The sequence below is a fragment of the Streptomyces sp. CC53 genome, assembly GCF_001865245.1.
Classification (GTDB): Bacteria; Actinomycetota; Actinomycetes; order Streptomycetales; family Streptomycetaceae; genus Streptomyces.
Genome location: NZ_MKXB01000005.1, coordinates 25,318 through 39,917 on the forward strand (window position 1 = coordinate 25,318; position 14,600 = coordinate 39,917).

The window sequence follows — 14,600 nt, forward strand, 5'->3', positions numbered from 1 at the left end:
GTGTCCCCTCACGTGGTCCGACGACGACCACGCTAAGGAGAAAGGAAGCTCAACTCCCATGCGATTGCACGAGGTTGCACGCGAGTTACCCGAGGGCGTCCAGTGCCGATGTGATCAGCGCACGAGCGGCGGCCCCATAGACGGCCAGCGCCGCCAGTTCGGCGAACGTCTCGGCATACATGGCCACCTCGCTGGGCTGTGTGATCGTGAGGTAGCCGGAGATCAATTCGACGTTGACTTGGGCGGTGTCGTAGATCCAGAACCCCTCAGCCGGCCAGCGCTCCCGATCGGGCCGCATGGGCACAACTCCCAGGCTGACATTGGGAAGTGAGGCGATCGAGATGAGGTGACCAAGCTGTCCGGACATGACCTCGGCGCCACCGATTCCGGCTCGCAACACGGACTCTTCAACGAGGAAGGCAAACCGCCGGTCGCCTTCGTACAGCACCCGCTGACGTTCCATGCGAGCGGCTACCGCGTCGGCCACATCGTCCACCAGGCCGCGCCGTCGCTGGATCGCTTGGAGCGCTGCCGTGGTGTATGGCTGCGTCTGGATCATGCCGGGCACGAGCCACGACGAGTAGGACCGGAAACGGCGGGTCCGCTGATACAGCGGCAAGCGCGCTTCCTGCGCCTGCTTGAGCCCGGCCCGCTCCATGCGGCGCCAGTTGACCCACATGCCCTCAGCGGTCCGCAGCGAGGCAATCAGGTCCTCGGCCTGATCCTCGGCACCGCACGCCTGACACCAGGCCCGAATGTCGTCAGCGGACGGGGGTGTCTTGGCGTTCATGATCCGGGACGACTTGGACCGGCTCCACCCGCAGCGCTCGGCCAGGTCGAGACCGGTCAGCCCGGCATCCCGGCAGAGATCCGCGAGACGTTTCGCGAGAGCCTGCCGGGCCTGCTGGGCACTGGAAGATGCGGAGACAGCCATGGGTTCGTGATCAGGCGGGCCGGTACTCCGCGTGAGGAATCGCGCGCTCCCACGCTGCCTCATACGCACTGACGTACTGCCCGGCCAACGTCGGATCGTGCACGACTTCCATGCGCGCACCCGTCCACTGACCCTCGCCACTGAAGTGGTGGAGGATCACGGTTTCCTCATCCATGACCCACCCGTCCAACGCGGGGAGCAGCAGATCACGCGCCCGCGAGCGAGGCAGCCAACGGACGTCCTCGCCGGCTGCGACGTTCGTAAAGGTGCCGTCGTACTCGTACCGGACGTAGTCGCTCAGCGGCTCCGAGACCACACGCAGACGGCGCATGACGACACCACGCCCGGTCGTCTCGGCCACCACGTCCAGCCACGACCGCCACCACGATTCGCGGTCTGCCGGGTCGTACCGGTGCCCTTCCTGCCAACGGATGAACTCCGGGTCATCCCGCATGTAGCTGTCCCGCATCTCAAGGTGCATCGCCGAGCGCTGCGCCTTGGCGAGGCATTCACGTACCGCTGTTGCCACTGTTGTCCTCACTGTCCGGACGGGGAATGAACTGGAGCATGTTGGCAGGGAGCCGGATCACGGTCTCGTGGTCCGGAACGTCCGTTGAGTGACCCGGTACCGAGCCGACTTCCTGCGCCTGCCGGATCGTCTCCTCGTCAGCCTTCCATGACTGGATGATCAGGTCACCGGTGGTGTCGTCCAGCCAGATCGTGGGCGAGCCGTCGTCCGGGGTGTTGGAAGATCCTTCAATGGGTGGTCAATTGATCAGCGCATGACTCTCCACAGAAACGCCCAAATGAGCCATGCGAGTTTATTTTCTCCCTGCCGATCTTTCGGCGGGAGGGAGGGGAGTACCCCCCCTGGTCGGCGTCACCAGCGGCGAGGCTTGACCCGCTCGGCAGCCCATCCACCCGGTTGCCGCTGCGCGGTCTCGCGGTTATGACACGTCGCACAGAGCGGACGCAGCCGAGAGAACGCGTCAGGATCGGACACGCCACGTGCGACCAGCGAGCGACGCGACTCCGGAAAGCGGACCACGACGGTCGCGGGACGACCACACAACAAGCACCACGGATGCCGGTACAGGAACGCGCGCCGGATGCGCTGCCACCGAGTCGCCAGTCCTCGACATGCTGATCCAGCATGTGAATCGCGATCGACGGCGCGGGCTTGCAGCGCGCGGACGACGGGATGCCGCGCACCCGCGCAGTGCACCCGTAGCCGGGGGTCTTGCATCTCGTTCCCCGCCCCACCACGTACAGCCGTTCTCCGCAGTTTCCGCACCACGCACGGCCAGAGAGCCGATTGACCCCCTTCGGCGCGCAGTTGCCGCTCCGCTTCGGCTTCACCTTCTCGATCAGGGCGTCACGAGTGGCCCGGTCCCACAGTTCGTCAGCTAGTGCCGCATCAGGCAACGTTCGCCCCGTCTCGCGGGGTGGGGCGGCGGCAGGCGCCTCTTGAACGCATCCCGCGTAGTCTCGCGGGGTGCAGTCTCATCTGAGCTTCGAGAACCCACCTGCGCTGTCTCACGCGGTGGTGGTTGAGACGTTGGAGCGGGCTCTTCGTGACCGCTCCACAGAGGGCGAGGCGGCGGGAGTTCTGGTCGGGACGTCGTTGAACGACGACGACGCGGACTTCGTCGAGTTCTGGTGCGTGCAGGTCGGGACGCGGGCTGTGCCGGGGAGTCCGCTGCTGGGGCTGGCCGGCCTGTGCCTGGGACACACCGCTCGACGCTTCGGCCGTCTCAGCGATGAAGCCCTGGCCCTGGCGGAGTCGCTGGCGGCGCGGGCTGAGGCAGAGCCGACGGACGTGGACGGCCGCGCCGTCGACGGCTATGACGACGTGCGGAGCTTCCTGCGCCTGTGGTGATGCCGCCTGCCGTAGCGGGTCAGGCGGCGTTCGCCCTGCTCACGAGGGCTTTGAGGCGCTTGTCGGCGGCGTTCTTGTTCCGCCAGATGATGTAGCGGCGGATCATGCTGCCCTGGGCCTTGTGGCTGGGGTGGTCGGTGCCGACGAGGGCGAAATAGCGCAGGGCGGTGAACTGGGCCTCGATCCGGTTGAGCCAGGAGCTGTTGGTCGGGGTGTAGGCGATCTCCACATTGTTCGCCGCGGCCCAGGTCCCGACCCGCTGGCAGCGTTTGGTGGTCAGATGCGGGGAGTAGTTGTCGCAGATGCTTCGGTTCGCCGTTGTTCCGCGCGCGGATCGTCTCATCCTGATTCCGCTTCTTGATCGCCCGGTGCTCCATCTGCGCACCCATGGACTTGAGCAGGAGTTCGTTCTCCTGGTTCTGATCGCTCAAGTCCCACAGCCCGACGTGATCGGCGGTCACCAGAAGCCGCCCGGCCGCGTGGTTGGCGTAGGCGGTGTTCAGCACGTCCCGGGCGTTCCGTCCGATGCGGTCCACGGCGGAACCGGCGATCCCGTCGTACGGCCCCATCTCCCCCCGCAGCCACGGCCCGAAGCCGGCCCGGGTCATCGGGTCGGTGGCGCCCGACACCTCGAAGTCGTCCACCCAGGCGATCACGTGCCCACCGACCGCCGTGACAGCCGCGAGCACCTGGTTCAACTGCTTCTCTGGACTGCTGGTCGCATCCGTCTTGCGGCTCAGTCGGCGCGAGCCGACGAAACACCGCCCGCAACCGTCATACTCGCTGGTAAACACGCTGGTCATCTTGCCTAGCTCCCGTTCCGCACGCATGTGCGTCTTATGGGAGTACCCCGGCGGCAAGCAGCAGCTGTACGAGGCCGCCCTGCGGTCGGCCGCGGACCGGCTGGAGCGCTGTTTCGCGGAGCCGTCCGCGGGCCCGCCCACCGGCCGGCTCACCCGCGTCCTCGACCGCTACCTCGCGTTCGTCGACGAGCACGACGCCGGGTTCAGCGCGCTGCTGCGGGGCGGCAGCGTCGCCGAGACCTCCCGGACGACGGCGATCGTCGACGAGGTGCGGCGGGCCGCCGCCGAGCAGATCCTCGTCCACCTGGACGTCCCCGAGCCGGGGCCGCGGCTGCGCATGATGGTGCGCACCTGGATCGCGTCCGTCGAGGCCGCCTCGCTCATCTGGCTCGACGAGGGCAAGAACCCGCCGGCCGGGGAGCTGCGCGCCTGGCTCGTGGACCATCTGGTGGCGCTGCTCGCCGCGACCGCCGCGACCGACCCGCAGACCGCGGGGGTGCTGCGCGGCCTGCTGGCACTGGAGGCGCCGGACGGGCCGGTCGGCACCCTGGCCCGCCGCGTGCTGCCCGTCGTGGGCGGGGCCGGCCACCTGCTGTGACACTGGTGCTCGTGCACAGCGAGAACACCCCCTTCCACGGCGGCCCGCTGGACGGGCGCGTCCTGCCGGTCCTGACCGGAATGACCGGCCACCCGCCCAAGTGGTACGAGGTCCCCGTCCCCGACGAGGACGGCGGCCCGCCCACCGTGTACGCGTACCGCCGCGTCCCGGCGGGCCACACCCGGCGCCTCGGGCTCCAGCGCGGCTGGAAGTACACGTACGAGCCCGCAGGCCGCGAACGCCGGACCCTCACGTGGCCCTGGTCGAAGTGACCCGAACGGCCCGCCCCGGGTCCCCCTGGCGGGGCCCTCCCCGCAGCGGGTCGCCTCCCCCGCGGGCCACGGCCGCCCGGCGGTCCGCCCGGGGCGCCCCGCCGCGGCCGCGAGCGTCACACCGCCTTCCGCGGCGGTCCGCGGCAGGAAGGCGTCGGCCCGGCGCGGGCCGTCGCCCACCGGGCCTGGCCCCCGCGCGCCCGCTGTGCCGGGCGCGCCCCGTGAGGGGTACCACGTGCCCGTTCCGGGCGGGACCGCCGGCTGCGGCCCCGCCCGGCGGCACCGGGGGTTGATGCGCCCCCGCCGGGCGGCGCCCGGCGCTGAGCCGCCCTCGTCCCGCAGCACCGGGCGCTGGCCCGCTCCCCTCAGGACGGCACCGGGCCGCGCGTTCTCACCCGACGGCACCCGGCACGGAGCCGTCCCCGTCCGGCGGCACCGGGCGCTGACCTGTCCGGTTCCGGCGGTGTCCCGTCGTCCTCCTTACCGGTGACGGTGTTGGGCCGAAGCGCCCATTCGTCGGATGAGCCTCTGATCGGACAGTGGGGCACACCGCCATCATCCCGGTGTGCCCCCTGAGCCCCGGAGGTGACGGCATGGCGTTCCGTGCGAAGGCGGTCGCGGCGGCGGTGGTCGTGGTCGCCGCCCTGGTGCCCGTACCGCCGGCGGCCGCGGTGGAGGACCCGCCGCCCCTGGCCTCCCCCGCCCCGGAGCCGCCGGAGACCGCGCCGCCACCCGCCCCCGGCGCCCCGGGCGTGGCGGTCCTGCTGACCCGGCTACAGGGCCTCTACCAGGACGCGGAGCAGGCCACGGAGACGTACGACGCCGCGGAGGAGGAGCTGACGGTGCTCGCCGCACGCACGCGCCGGCTGACCCGCGAGCTGGCCGGGGCGCGTGACGCGGCGGCCCGGGCCCGCGCGGAGGCCGGGCGGTTCGCCCGCGCCCAGTACCGGGGCAGGGCGCCCCAGCTGCCCCTGCCGCTGCGGCTGCTGTTCGCCCGGGACGCCCGGGCGGCTCTCGACGGGGAGCGGACGCTGCGGCGCGCGGCCGCGGTGGAGGCCGCGGCGGTGGCCCGCACCGCGGGGGCGGAGCGGCGGGCGGACGCCCTGGCGGGCGCGGCCCGCGAGGACCTCGACCGGCAGCGGACGCTGCTGGCGCGGCAGCGCCAGGCCCGCGACACGGCCCGGCTCCGGCTGCTGGAGGCCGCGGGGATCCTGGCGGCGCTGCCGCCCGGCGAACTGGCCGCCCTCGCGGAGCTGGAGGCGGCCCGCGCCGACACGCCCCTCGGCACGCCGCCTGCGGGGGCGGGTCAGGAGACGGGCTCGGCCAGGGACACGGGGCCGGACACGCAGGCGGGTGCGGGCCCGGCTTCAGGAACGGAGCCCACGGGGGCAGCCCCGGCTACGGAAACCGGGCCCTCGCGCCTCCCCTGAACCGGCGGCGACGCGACCGGACCCGGGAACCGGGCCCGTGGGGACAGCCCCGAGCGCGGAGACGACGCCCTCGCACCTCCCCCGAGCCGGCAGGATCGGGCCCGGGCTCAGGAACGGGCCCTCCGGTCGCCTTCCGCCGGCCGGCGGCGCGGCCCCCGGGAACGGCGGCGTGCCGCACCGCACGGGCCGCTCCCGGCCGTCCGGGGCGGGCATCGTCAGGCGTCGGCCGCCACCGACTCCAGGTAGGCGGCCGTGGCGGCCGGGTCGTAGAAGTAGTGCTCGAAGTCCGACGGGTCGTTGAAGCCGTTGGCGAAGCGGTCCGCCACCCGTGGCAGCTGCCCGGCCGCGCCGAGCAGTTGCAGGGCGTGCTCCGGCAGGGGGCTGAGCATCGCGTTGGTCCACTTGGTGACGTGCCGGGCCGTCTCCCAGTAGCGGTCGAACGTCGCCTGCATCCACGGCTCGTCGAAGGGCCGGTCGCCGTGCTCGACGATCGCGTCGAGGTACGCGGCGGCGCACTTGGCCGCGGAGTTGGCGCCCTGGCCGGTGATCGGGTCGTTGGCGACGACCACGTCCCCGACACCGAGGACGGCCCCGCCGCCGGGCAGCCGGCCGACCGGCTCGCGCACGGTGGGGGCGTAGCGCCCGGCGAGGGTGGCGCCCGCGTCGGTCAGTTCGACGTTGGTCGCCCGCGCGTACTCCCAGGGGGTGAATCGTTCCATCAGCTCCAGCGTGAGCGCGAGGTGCTCACCCGGGTCCGTGACGCCGTCGAACACGTCGAGCGGCCCGCCGGGCACGCCTTCCCAGAACAGGATGTCCGCGCGTCCGCCGGTCGTGAGCGCCGGCATCACGAACAGCTCGCCCACACCGGGCACCACGTTGCAGCGGACCGCCTCGGTGTCCGGGTGCTCGGGCCGGGGGCCGAGCCCGTGCACGTACGACACGGCCAGCGCGCGCTGCGGCTCGCGGTACGGGGAGCGGTCCGCGTCGCGCGCGAACAGCGACACCAGCTCGCCCTTGCCCGCGGCGACGAGGACGAGGTCGTACAGCCGGGAGAAGTAGTCCAGGTCGGAGAGGGCGGCTCCGTGGACGACGAGCTGGCCGCCGCGCTGCACGAAGGTGTCGAGCCAGCCGGACATCTTGACGCGCTGGTCGACGGACTGGGCGTGCCCGTCGAGGCGGCCCAGCCAGTCGACGGCGCGCCCGGCGCCGTCGGGTGCGGCGACGGACACGCCCAGTCCTTCGATGCGCGGTGCCAGCGGCTCCCAGAAGTTGATGCCGAGGTCCCGCTCGTGCCCGAGCGCGGTATCGAACATGCACTGCGTCGACATGACGCGTCCGGAGCGGATCTCGTCGGCGGTGCGGTTCGCCATCAGGGTGATGTCGTACCCGCGGGCCTGGAGCCCCAGGGCCAGCTGCAGTCCGGACTGGCCTGCGCCGACGATGAGTATCTTGCGCATCGCTCTTCCTTCGGTTCCGTTCGGCGTTCCGGCCGGTGGTGCTCGGGGCGTTCGGGTGCTACGGCCGGTCCGCCGGCGCGGTCGCCCCCGCCGGCTGCTCCTCGGGCGTCGTGTCGCGCGCGCGGGTCACCAGCGTCAGCAGTGTCCCGACGACCGAGCCGCGGTCCCGGGCGTCCATCACCACGACCGGCACGTCGGCCGGGACGCTGAGGGCCTCCCGCACGTCCTCCGGTGCGAACCGCTCCGTGCCCTCGAAGTGGTTGACGGCCACGATGTACGGCAGCCCGCAGGTCTCGAAGTAGTCGAGGGCCGGGAAGCAGTCGGCGAGCCTCCGGGTGTCCACGAGGACGATCGCCCCGATCGCGCCCCGGACCAGGTCGTCCCACATGAACCAGAAGCGCCGCTGACCGGGGGTACCGAAGACATACAGCACCAGGTCGTCGTCGAGGGTGATCCGCCCGAAGTCCATGGCCACGGTGGTCGTGACCTTGTCCGGGGTCGCGGAGGCGTCGTCCGTGCCGGCGCCCGCCTGGGTCATCAGCGCCTCGGTGCGCAGCGGGGTGATCTCGGAGACCGCGCCGACCAGCGTGGTCTTGCCCACGCCGAAACCGCCGGCGACGACGATCTTGGTGGCTATCGGTGCCCGGGTGCGGTCGAGCTGCCAGGACAGCGGCTCCTCCTCGGGCGGGAGCGGACCGGACGGCGGATCAGAGACGGCGAAGACCACTGAGCACCCTTTCCAACAGCGCGCGGTCGGGCCGGCCGGTGCCGTGCCCGGTCCCGTACACACGGAGCTTGCCCTGGTCGGCGAGGTCGCTGATGAGCACCCGGACGACACCGAGGGGCATCTTCAGCAGCGCGGAGATCTCGGCGACGGTCCGCATCCGGCGGCACACCTCGACGATGGCCCGCATCTCGGGCATGGACCGCGCGCGGGGGGCGGCAGACGCGGCGGCGGGTTCGGGGACGTCCTGGGCGGCGACGAACGTCTCGACGAGCAGGACGTGGCCGAAGCGGGTACGGCCGCCGGTGAGCGAGTACGGGCGGACGCGCGCCGCACGGCGGCCCTCGCCCCGCACGGGGAGGCGACCGGCGGCCACGGCCCCGGCGGTGGAGGCGGAGAGCGAGGTCACCGGTCGGCCTCCTGCTCCATCGACTCGCGCAGTTCGCTGCGGAGTTCGGGGGTGAGGACGTGTCCGGCGCGCCCCACGAAGAGCGCCATGTGGTAGGCGACGGCACCCATGTCGCAGTCGGGTTCCGTGTGGACGCCCAGCAGGGAGCCGTCGCTGACGGACATGACGACGACGCTGCTCTGCTCCATGGCCACGATGGTCTGCCTGACCGCCCCGCCGTCCATGAGGTGGGCGGCGCCGATGGTGAGGCTGGCGAGCCCGGACACGATGGTGGCGAGGTCGGCGCTGGAGCCACGGGGGGTCCGGGCCCGCTGCGGCGGCACGGTCGCCGGCGGGGGCGCGGGCGGCGCCGGGTCGGAGGAGAGCAGGAGCAGCCCGTCCGAGGAGACGACGGCGACCGAGCGGATGCCCGGTACCTCGTCCACGAGGTTGCCGAGCAGCCAGCGGAGGTTGCGCGCCTCGCTGCTCAGGCCGGTGGATGTACTCGCCCCGTGGGCGTCGGTGCCGGTCGTCGCACTCACTTGCGTGCCTCCTCGACTGTGTCCCCCGTTCCTGGTGCCTTCTCTTCTGCCACGTCGGTGAGCTCCGCGCGGGCGGCGCGCCGGCCGTCCTCGGATCCCCGCTGGAATCCGCCGAGCCGGCGGCGCAGTTCCTCGGCGTCGACCGCACGGGTGCGCTCGGGGCGCGGGCTCAGCGAGTCCACCTGCCGGGGCGTCCGCTTGGGCAGCCCCTTGCCGGTGACGCGTTCCCCGTCGGGACCGGGGTGGAAGCCCGCCCGCTCGTGCGCCTCGGCGGGGGCGGGCAACCGCACCTGGAGGGTGGCCTCATGAGCCTCATGGGTCTGACGGGCCTCGGGGATGTCCTCGTCCGCGACGGACGAGGAGGACTCCCCGGGCCCGGTCGGCTGTGTGCGCGGTGCGTGCCCGGTCTGCTCGGCGGGCTCGGCGGGCTCGGCGTGGTCACCGTGGCCGGTGGGCTCGCGCCGTGCCGTGCGGCCGTGCCCCGCCGCGGCGCCGTCCGGGTCGCCCGTGGCGGGGGCGTCCGACGGCGCGAGGTGGCCGGCAGGAGGGGAGGCCGGGACTCCGGTGAAGGCGGCGGCCTCGCCCCCGCCGTGGGCGTCGCGGGCCTCACGGAAGGCACCGTGGCCGGTGGCACTGCGGGTGCCCGCCGGCCCCGCGGGGGCCTCCGGGGCGTCGAGCGGGGTGGCGCCGCTCGGCTGCTCGGACGACTCGGGGTGCGGCTGCGGCTCTCCGGCCGTCTGCGGGTCCGGTGCGGACGCTGTGTGCGGCTCGGGCTGCGGGTCCGACAGGGAGTCCGCGGACGGGTCGGCTGCCGACTGGGGCGCGTCGTCCCCGTGCGGGCCGCCGTCCTGGCGCGGGTCGGCACCAGGCTGCGGCCCCCCGTCCTGGCGCGGCTCCGGGCCCGGGTGCGGATACTGCCCCGTCTCCGGCGCGGGAGCGGGCTCCGCGACCGGGTCCGCCCCGGCGGCGGCCGGGGAGGCGGCGGCCGGGGAGGCGGCGGCCGGGGAGGCGGCGGCCGGGCCGGTGGTGACCGCGGGGCTCTGCCCCTCGCCGTCGCCGCCGGTGGGCTGCCCCTCCGTCGCGGCCGTCCGCGACCGGGCCGGCAGCGTGTTGCCGTTCGCCTCGGCGATGGTGCCGGGCAGCGTCAGCAGGGGCGCGCCGTCCGCGAACGCGACGGCGGGCGGGGCTGCCAGGGGCCCGGCCTCGGGGAGCAGCCGCCGAGGGAGGACCACCAGGGCCGTCGCCCCGCCCTGCTCGTCCTCGCGGAGCTCCACGCGCACGTCGTGGCGGGCGGCGAGCAGGGAGGCGACCCGGAGGCCCAGGCCGCCGTCGGCGCCGTCGTCCTCGGCGTCGCCCGGGGCGGACGGCTCGGCGAGGCGGGCGTTCAGCAGCGACCTGCGGTCCGAGGGGATGCCGACGCCCTTGTCCCGCACGGACAGCATGACGTCGCCGTCCTCCAGCAGCCAGGCGGAGAGCTGGACTCGGGCGCCCTCCGGCGAGAACGCGGTGGCGTTCTCCAGCAGTTCGGCCAGCAGGTGGCTGAGGTCGTCCGCCGCGTCCCCCGCGACGAACGTGTGCGGGGGCAGGGACTGGATGGCCACCCGCCCGTAGTGCTCGATCTCGCTGACCGCGGCCCGCAGGACGTCGACCAGCGGCACGGGGGACTCGTGGGCGTGGCGGTGCTCGTGCCCGGACAGGATGAGCAGGTTCTCGCAGTGCCTCCGCATGACGGTGGCCATGTGGTCGAGCTGGAAGAGGGCGGCGAGACGCTCGGGGTCCTGCTCGCGCTCCTCCAGCGCCTCGATCACGGTCAGCTGGCGCTCGACGAGCCCGAGGGCCCGCAGGGAGAGGTTGACCGAGGTCGCGGCCGTCTCGTCGGCGGTGCGGCGCAGGCGCTCCAGCTCGGCGGTGAGCCGCTCGGTGTCCGCGCGTGCCTCGGCGCGCAGGGCGGTGAGCTGCGCGGTGAGCAGCTCACGCTCGGCTTCCCGCGCGGCCGCTGCCGCCGCGTCCTGCCGTGCGGTGGCGGGCTCCTCGGCCACCGCCCCGGGCTGCGGGGCCGCTGCCGACCCGGCGGTGTCCACCCGCACGGGCACGCCGCCGGGCGCGGCCGCGTCGTGCCGTGCCGGCGCTCCCTGCCCGGCGGCCGGGGCGTCGGCGTGTCCGGCACGGGCGGCGAGGGCCGCGACCTTGCCGTGGAGGGCGTTCAGGGAGCGGACGACCTGGGCGAACTCGTCGTTGCGGCCGGTGAAGCGGACCGGTTCCTCGGTCTCCGGGGACGCCGCGAGCCGGGCGGCTCCGAGGCGCAGCACGGCGAGCGGCCGGGTGAGGGAGCGGGCGACCGCCGTGGACACGCCGATCGCGACCAGCAGGCACCCGCCGAGCAGGGCGATGCGCAGTTCGAGGGTCGTGACGTCCGCGTCGCGCAGCCGCTCCATGCTCTCGACGCGGCCGGCGGCGAGGGCCGACTCGACGCCGCGCATCTGCTCGACACGGGCCGTGAGGGCGGCCTCCAGCTTCTCCGGGTCGGTCCTCTGCTCCTTCTCCGACAGCTCGGGCCGGTCGGTGAGGGCGTCGAGGAACTTCTCCGCGGCCGTGACCTCCGGGCCGGTGACCGTCGCGGTGAGCGAGTCGCGCGCGGCGGTGTCGGCCTCCTGAGCGAACTCGGCGAGGGCGACCTGCTCGCGGACCCGGGTGAGGTGCGCGGCGGAGCTGAGCGCGTCGCGGGTGCGGGCGGCGGCGGCCGCCGCCGGGTCCTCGCGGGTGCGGTAGGTGCCGGTGACGGGGTCGAACTCGACGCGGTCCGGGGCGTCGGTGCCGGGCACGGCCAGGGCGGCGAGCAGCAGGCCGCGCGTGGCGGAGGCGCGCTCGGTGGCCTGGCCGAGTTCGGCGGGGGCGCGCCCGGTGGTGTCGGCGCGGGCCGGGGTGCGGTGGGCGAACTCCGCAGCGAGCCCCTGGAGCTTGCCGATGACCTCGGTGTACGCGCGGTGCACCTCCAGGGCGGTGCCGGTGCCGGTGAGGGCGCTGCGGCGGAGCTCGGGGATCCCGGCGAGGACCCGGCGGAGGTCCTCCGGAGCGGCGGCGCGGATCTCGTCGATCTGGCGGTCGACGCGGGCGGTGTGGGCGGCGGGGGGCGCGGCTGCGGGGGCGCCGCGGCTCTGGTCCTGGCCCGTGCCGGTCACGGCGCCGGCGTCGCTCGTACCGCCCTCGGTGCCGGCGTCGTCGGGGTTCTCGTCGCGCGGGGCGCCGCGCCCGGCGGCGACGTACTCGGTGACCTCGTCCCGCTCGTCCGCGAGTGAGTGGGCCAGGGTGACGGCCTGCCGGTTGAGCTGGGCGAACGTGACCAGCCCCTGCGACTCGTTCAGGTCTGCGGAGGTGGCGAGCAGACCGGGGGCCCCGGCGCCGACGACGGTGACGCCGACGAGTGCGACGCCGGCCACCAGTCGACTGCGTACGCGTACGCTGCGCCCGCCCGGAACATGGGGATCGCCGGGAGTGTCACTGCGCTTCTGCACCGGTGCTCACATTCTTGAACTCGTTAGCCCATGAAGCAGAGGTGGCGACCGGTCACGGACATAGAGCCCCCACCCCCAGCACGGCTTCCGACCATTCCAGCCCTTTTGGGAAGGGAGCACCCATCGGCCACTCCGCCACCCGAACGAGTGAACAACACTCATGAGTTGGCGAACAACTCGCGTACCCGCGCGTGACGCGTCCCGCCGGGCGCCGGGTTGGACCTTACGCGAAGGCTTTGGCAGGATGCGCGCCCGCATGTTCCCGCGACGGCCGCGCGGCCCCGCCGTGGCGCCTGCCCGGCGCCGGGGCGAGCCGACTGACCTGCTGGTACAGGCCATTGGCGGCATGCGGCGCGTCGCGTGGAGGAGTCATGCAGACTGGCCCGCATGTACGCGGAGACCGCTTCCCTGCCAGGCGCCGCCGGCCGGCCCAACGAGGACTGGTCTGCCACGGTGGTTCCGACGTGGGGCGGTGGCGGCGCGGTGGTGGTGCTCGACGGGGTGACGCCCCCGGCCGGGGAGGACGGTTGTGTCCACGGCGTGCCCTGGTTCACGGCCCGCCTCGGCGGTGCGCTGACCGAACTGTGCTCCGCCCGGACCGATCTGACCCTCGCGGAGATCCTGGCGGACGCAATCCGGCGCACCGCGGACATCCACCGCTCAACCTGTGACCTTTCTCACGTCCGTACGCCGCAGGCGACCGTGGTCCTGGCGCGCTGGGACGCACGGCGCGTGGAGCATCTGGTGCTGTCGGACTCGGTCCTGCTCCTGGAGTCCCCGACGGGCCGGGTCCGGGCCGTCCGTGACGACCGGCTGGACCGCGTCCCCCGGGAGGTGCTGCGCTCCCACGAGGCCACCGACCGGTACCGCAACGCGGAAGGCGGCTTCTTCACGGCGGCGGCCGACCCGTCCGTGGCGCGGCGGGCCGTGACGGGGGTGTCGCCCCGGCAGGAGGTGCGCGCCCTCGCGGCGCTCACCGACGGGGCGTCCCGCTGGGTGGAACTGTTCGGCGAGGGCGACTGGCAGGACTGCCTCCGACTGCTCCGGAAGGAGGGGACGCGGGGCCTCCTGGACCGTGTCAGGGCCCGGGAGCTGTATGACGCGAGCGCCGGCGGCAGCCGCCGGTGGAAGCTCCACGACGACGCCACGGCGGTCTTCGCGGAGCTGTGACGTTGCGGCGGCGGGCGGCGCTCCGAGGGGCCGCGCCGGTGGTGCGGCGGCGGGCGGACCGGGGCCGCGGGCCGCTCCCGTACGGCCGCCGAGCTGACACCGGGTGTGAACGACGGCGGTGAGCCGCGGCGGGCCGGGGCGGGGCGCGAGCGGTCCGGGAGTGCCACGGGGGCGGGACCGGCCTCCGGCCGTGGGCTCAGTCGCGGGCCTCGGCGCGGGTGTTCAGCTGGTGCAGCAGGCGGGCCAGCTCGGCCACCTCGGCGCGGTCCCAGTCGGCCAGCTTGCGCACGTACCGGGCGCGGCGGCCGTCCCTGACCCGCCGGAAGCGGGCGCGGCCCTCGCCGGTGAGGCGCACCAGGGACGCACGGCCGTCGGCGGGGTCGGGAGTGCGGGCGATCATCCCCAGGTCCTCCAGGCCGCGCAGCTGACGGCTCATCGTCGCCCGCCCGACGCCGAAGTAGCCGGCGAGCTCGGTGGCCCGCTGCTCCCCCGCCTCGTCGAGCCGGACGAGCAGTCCGTACGCGGCGGGCTCCAGGTCCGGGTGGACCTCGCGGGCCAGTTCGCCGGACTGGGCGCGGGCGCGGCGCAGGAACACGGCGAGTTCGCGTTCGAGGGCGAGATACGCCTCGTCGCCGCCCGCGCCCTCGGGCCCGCCCGGCTCGTGCCCCGTGCCGCTGCCGTCCACGTCCGTGCCCCTCACGCCAGTCCTCTCCGCCGCGGACGTTCCTGCGGCCGCACCAGTATTTCGCAGGGCGCCGCAGCCGCCGGGGCGGGTGCGGTCCGGGCAGGGGTGTGGTCGCCGCGGTGGCGGGGCGGTCGGGACAGCGCCGTGGCGGCGCGGGCTGCCCGGCCGGGCTCCGGGCGGGGAGGCAGCCGTGCGGGCGGTGGGCC

The 14,600-nt window shown here is 74.1% G+C and carries 15 protein-coding genes and 2 pseudogenes; 5 read left to right on the forward strand and 12 right to left on the reverse strand.

Going from position 1 to position 14,600, the window contains the following annotated elements; all coding sequences use genetic code 11:
- Positions 1 to 85: 85 nt before the first annotated feature.
- The 4 genes from BJP40_RS00430 to BJP40_RS32550 are packed head-to-tail and all read right to left on the reverse strand — an operon-like array spanning position 86 to position 2,293.
- The gene (locus BJP40_RS00430) at positions 86 to 934 is read right to left on the reverse strand and encodes a helix-turn-helix transcriptional regulator (protein ID WP_071266292.1); all 849 of its coding nucleotides are present in this window, start codon (positions 932 to 934) and stop codon (positions 86 to 88) included.
- Positions 935 to 944: 10 nt separating this feature from the next.
- Positions 945 to 1,463 carry a DUF6879 family protein gene (locus tag BJP40_RS00435; protein WP_371258576.1) on the reverse strand — a complete coding sequence of 173 codons (519 nt, stop codon included), beginning with the start codon at positions 1,461 to 1,463 and terminating at the stop codon, positions 945 to 947.
- Complete coding sequence (locus tag BJP40_RS35070; RefSeq protein ID WP_079170810.1) at positions 1,444 to 1,695, reverse strand: hypothetical protein; 252 nt, start codon at positions 1,693 to 1,695, stop codon at positions 1,444 to 1,446. Before BJP40_RS35070 ends, BJP40_RS00435 begins: the two co-directional genes overlap by 20 nt.
- Complete coding sequence (locus tag BJP40_RS32550; RefSeq protein ID WP_226962872.1) at positions 1,691 to 2,293, reverse strand: zinc ribbon domain-containing protein; 603 nt, start codon at positions 2,291 to 2,293, stop codon at positions 1,691 to 1,693. The genes BJP40_RS35070 and BJP40_RS32550 overlap by 5 nt, the downstream gene beginning before the upstream one ends.
- 136 nt (positions 2,294 to 2,429) lie before the next feature.
- Between BJP40_RS32550 and BJP40_RS00440 the strand changes: the two genes are divergently transcribed.
- Positions 2,430 to 2,813, forward strand: a complete 384-nt coding sequence (locus BJP40_RS00440; RefSeq protein ID WP_256220574.1) for a hypothetical protein — start codon at positions 2,430 to 2,432, stop codon at positions 2,811 to 2,813.
- Between the two features lie 19 nt (positions 2,814 to 2,832).
- On the opposite strand, the pseudogene BJP40_RS00445 reads toward BJP40_RS00440, so the two are convergent.
- Positions 2,833 to 3,117: pseudogene (locus BJP40_RS00445) on the reverse strand (hypothetical protein); the annotation flags it as partial.
- A 67-nt stretch (positions 3,118 to 3,184) separates the two neighbouring features.
- Positions 3,185 to 3,643 (reverse strand): annotated as a pseudogene (locus tag BJP40_RS31210) (recombinase family protein); the annotation flags it as partial.
- On the opposite strand from BJP40_RS31210, the gene BJP40_RS00450 reads away from it, so the two are divergent.
- The 3 genes from BJP40_RS00450 to BJP40_RS00460 all read left to right on the forward strand — a co-directional run bounded on the left by BJP40_RS00450 (position 3,543) and on the right by BJP40_RS00460 (position 5,916).
- Positions 3,543 to 4,214 (forward strand): TetR family transcriptional regulator, encoded by a 672-nt coding sequence (locus tag BJP40_RS00450; protein ID WP_071277571.1) that lies wholly within the window; start codon positions 3,543 to 3,545, stop codon positions 4,212 to 4,214. The pseudogene BJP40_RS31210 and the gene BJP40_RS00450 sit on opposite strands and share 101 nt — an antisense overlap.
- An 11-nt stretch (positions 4,215 to 4,225) precedes the next feature.
- A complete protein-coding gene (locus BJP40_RS00455; protein WP_071266308.1) occupies positions 4,226 to 4,486 on the forward strand; it encodes a hypothetical protein in 261 nt (86 codons plus the stop codon).
- A gap of 593 nt (positions 4,487 to 5,079) precedes the next feature.
- Positions 5,080 to 5,916 (forward strand): hypothetical protein, encoded by an 837-nt coding sequence (locus BJP40_RS00460; RefSeq protein ID WP_071277543.1) that lies wholly within the window; start codon positions 5,080 to 5,082, stop codon positions 5,914 to 5,916.
- Between the two features lie 215 nt (positions 5,917 to 6,131).
- Here BJP40_RS00460 and BJP40_RS00465 read toward each other — a convergent pair whose 3' ends face one another.
- The 5 genes from BJP40_RS00465 to BJP40_RS36050 are packed head-to-tail and all read right to left on the reverse strand — an operon-like array spanning position 6,132 to position 12,464.
- Positions 6,132 to 7,373, reverse strand: coding sequence for a styrene monooxygenase/indole monooxygenase family protein (locus BJP40_RS00465; RefSeq protein ID WP_071277544.1), 1,242 nt, complete (start codon positions 7,371 to 7,373; stop codon positions 6,132 to 6,134).
- A gap of 58 nt (positions 7,374 to 7,431) precedes the next feature.
- Positions 7,432 to 8,100, reverse strand: coding sequence for an ATP/GTP-binding protein (locus tag BJP40_RS00470; protein WP_071277546.1), 669 nt, complete (start codon positions 8,098 to 8,100; stop codon positions 7,432 to 7,434).
- A complete protein-coding gene (locus tag BJP40_RS00475) occupies positions 8,081 to 8,506 on the reverse strand; it encodes a DUF742 domain-containing protein (RefSeq protein WP_071277548.1) in 426 nt (141 codons plus the stop codon). Before BJP40_RS00475 ends, BJP40_RS00470 begins: the two co-directional genes overlap by 20 nt.
- On the reverse strand, positions 8,503 to 9,027 hold the full coding sequence (locus BJP40_RS00480; protein ID WP_071266304.1) for a roadblock/LC7 domain-containing protein: 525 nt from the start codon (positions 9,025 to 9,027) through the stop codon (positions 8,503 to 8,505). Before BJP40_RS00480 ends, BJP40_RS00475 begins: the two co-directional genes overlap by 4 nt.
- Complete coding sequence (locus BJP40_RS36050; RefSeq protein WP_071277550.1) at positions 9,024 to 12,464, reverse strand: nitrate- and nitrite sensing domain-containing protein; 3,441 nt, start codon at positions 12,462 to 12,464, stop codon at positions 9,024 to 9,026. Before BJP40_RS36050 ends, BJP40_RS00480 begins: the two co-directional genes overlap by 4 nt.
- Positions 12,465 to 12,926: 462 nt before the next feature.
- Between BJP40_RS36050 and BJP40_RS00490 the strand changes: the two genes are divergently transcribed.
- Complete coding sequence (locus BJP40_RS00490; protein ID WP_071277552.1) at positions 12,927 to 13,709, forward strand: protein phosphatase 2C domain-containing protein; 783 nt, start codon at positions 12,927 to 12,929, stop codon at positions 13,707 to 13,709.
- Positions 13,710 to 13,905: 196 nt separating this feature from the next.
- On the opposite strand, the gene BJP40_RS00495 is transcribed toward BJP40_RS00490, so the two are convergent.
- Positions 13,906 to 14,409 (reverse strand): MarR family winged helix-turn-helix transcriptional regulator, encoded by a 504-nt coding sequence (locus tag BJP40_RS00495; protein ID WP_371258577.1) that lies wholly within the window; start codon positions 14,407 to 14,409, stop codon positions 13,906 to 13,908.
- Positions 14,410 to 14,600: the final 191 nt, after the last annotated feature.

Excerpts from the sequence above, each read along its gene's own strand:
- BJP40_RS00490 (WP_071277552.1), top strand. The coding sequence starts at position 12,927 with ATGTACGCGGAGACCGCTTCCCTGCCAGGCGCCGCCGGCCGGCCCAAC.
- BJP40_RS00430 (WP_071266292.1), bottom strand. The coding sequence starts at position 934 with ATGGCTGTCTCCGCATCTTCCAGTGCCCAGCAGGCCCGGCAGGCTCTC.
- BJP40_RS00460 (WP_071277543.1), top strand. The coding sequence starts at position 5,080 with ATGGCGTTCCGTGCGAAGGCGGTCGCGGCGGCGGTGGTCGTGGTCGCC.
- BJP40_RS00465 (WP_071277544.1), bottom strand. The coding sequence starts at position 7,373 with ATGCGCAAGATACTCATCGTCGGCGCAGGCCAGTCCGGACTGCAGCTG.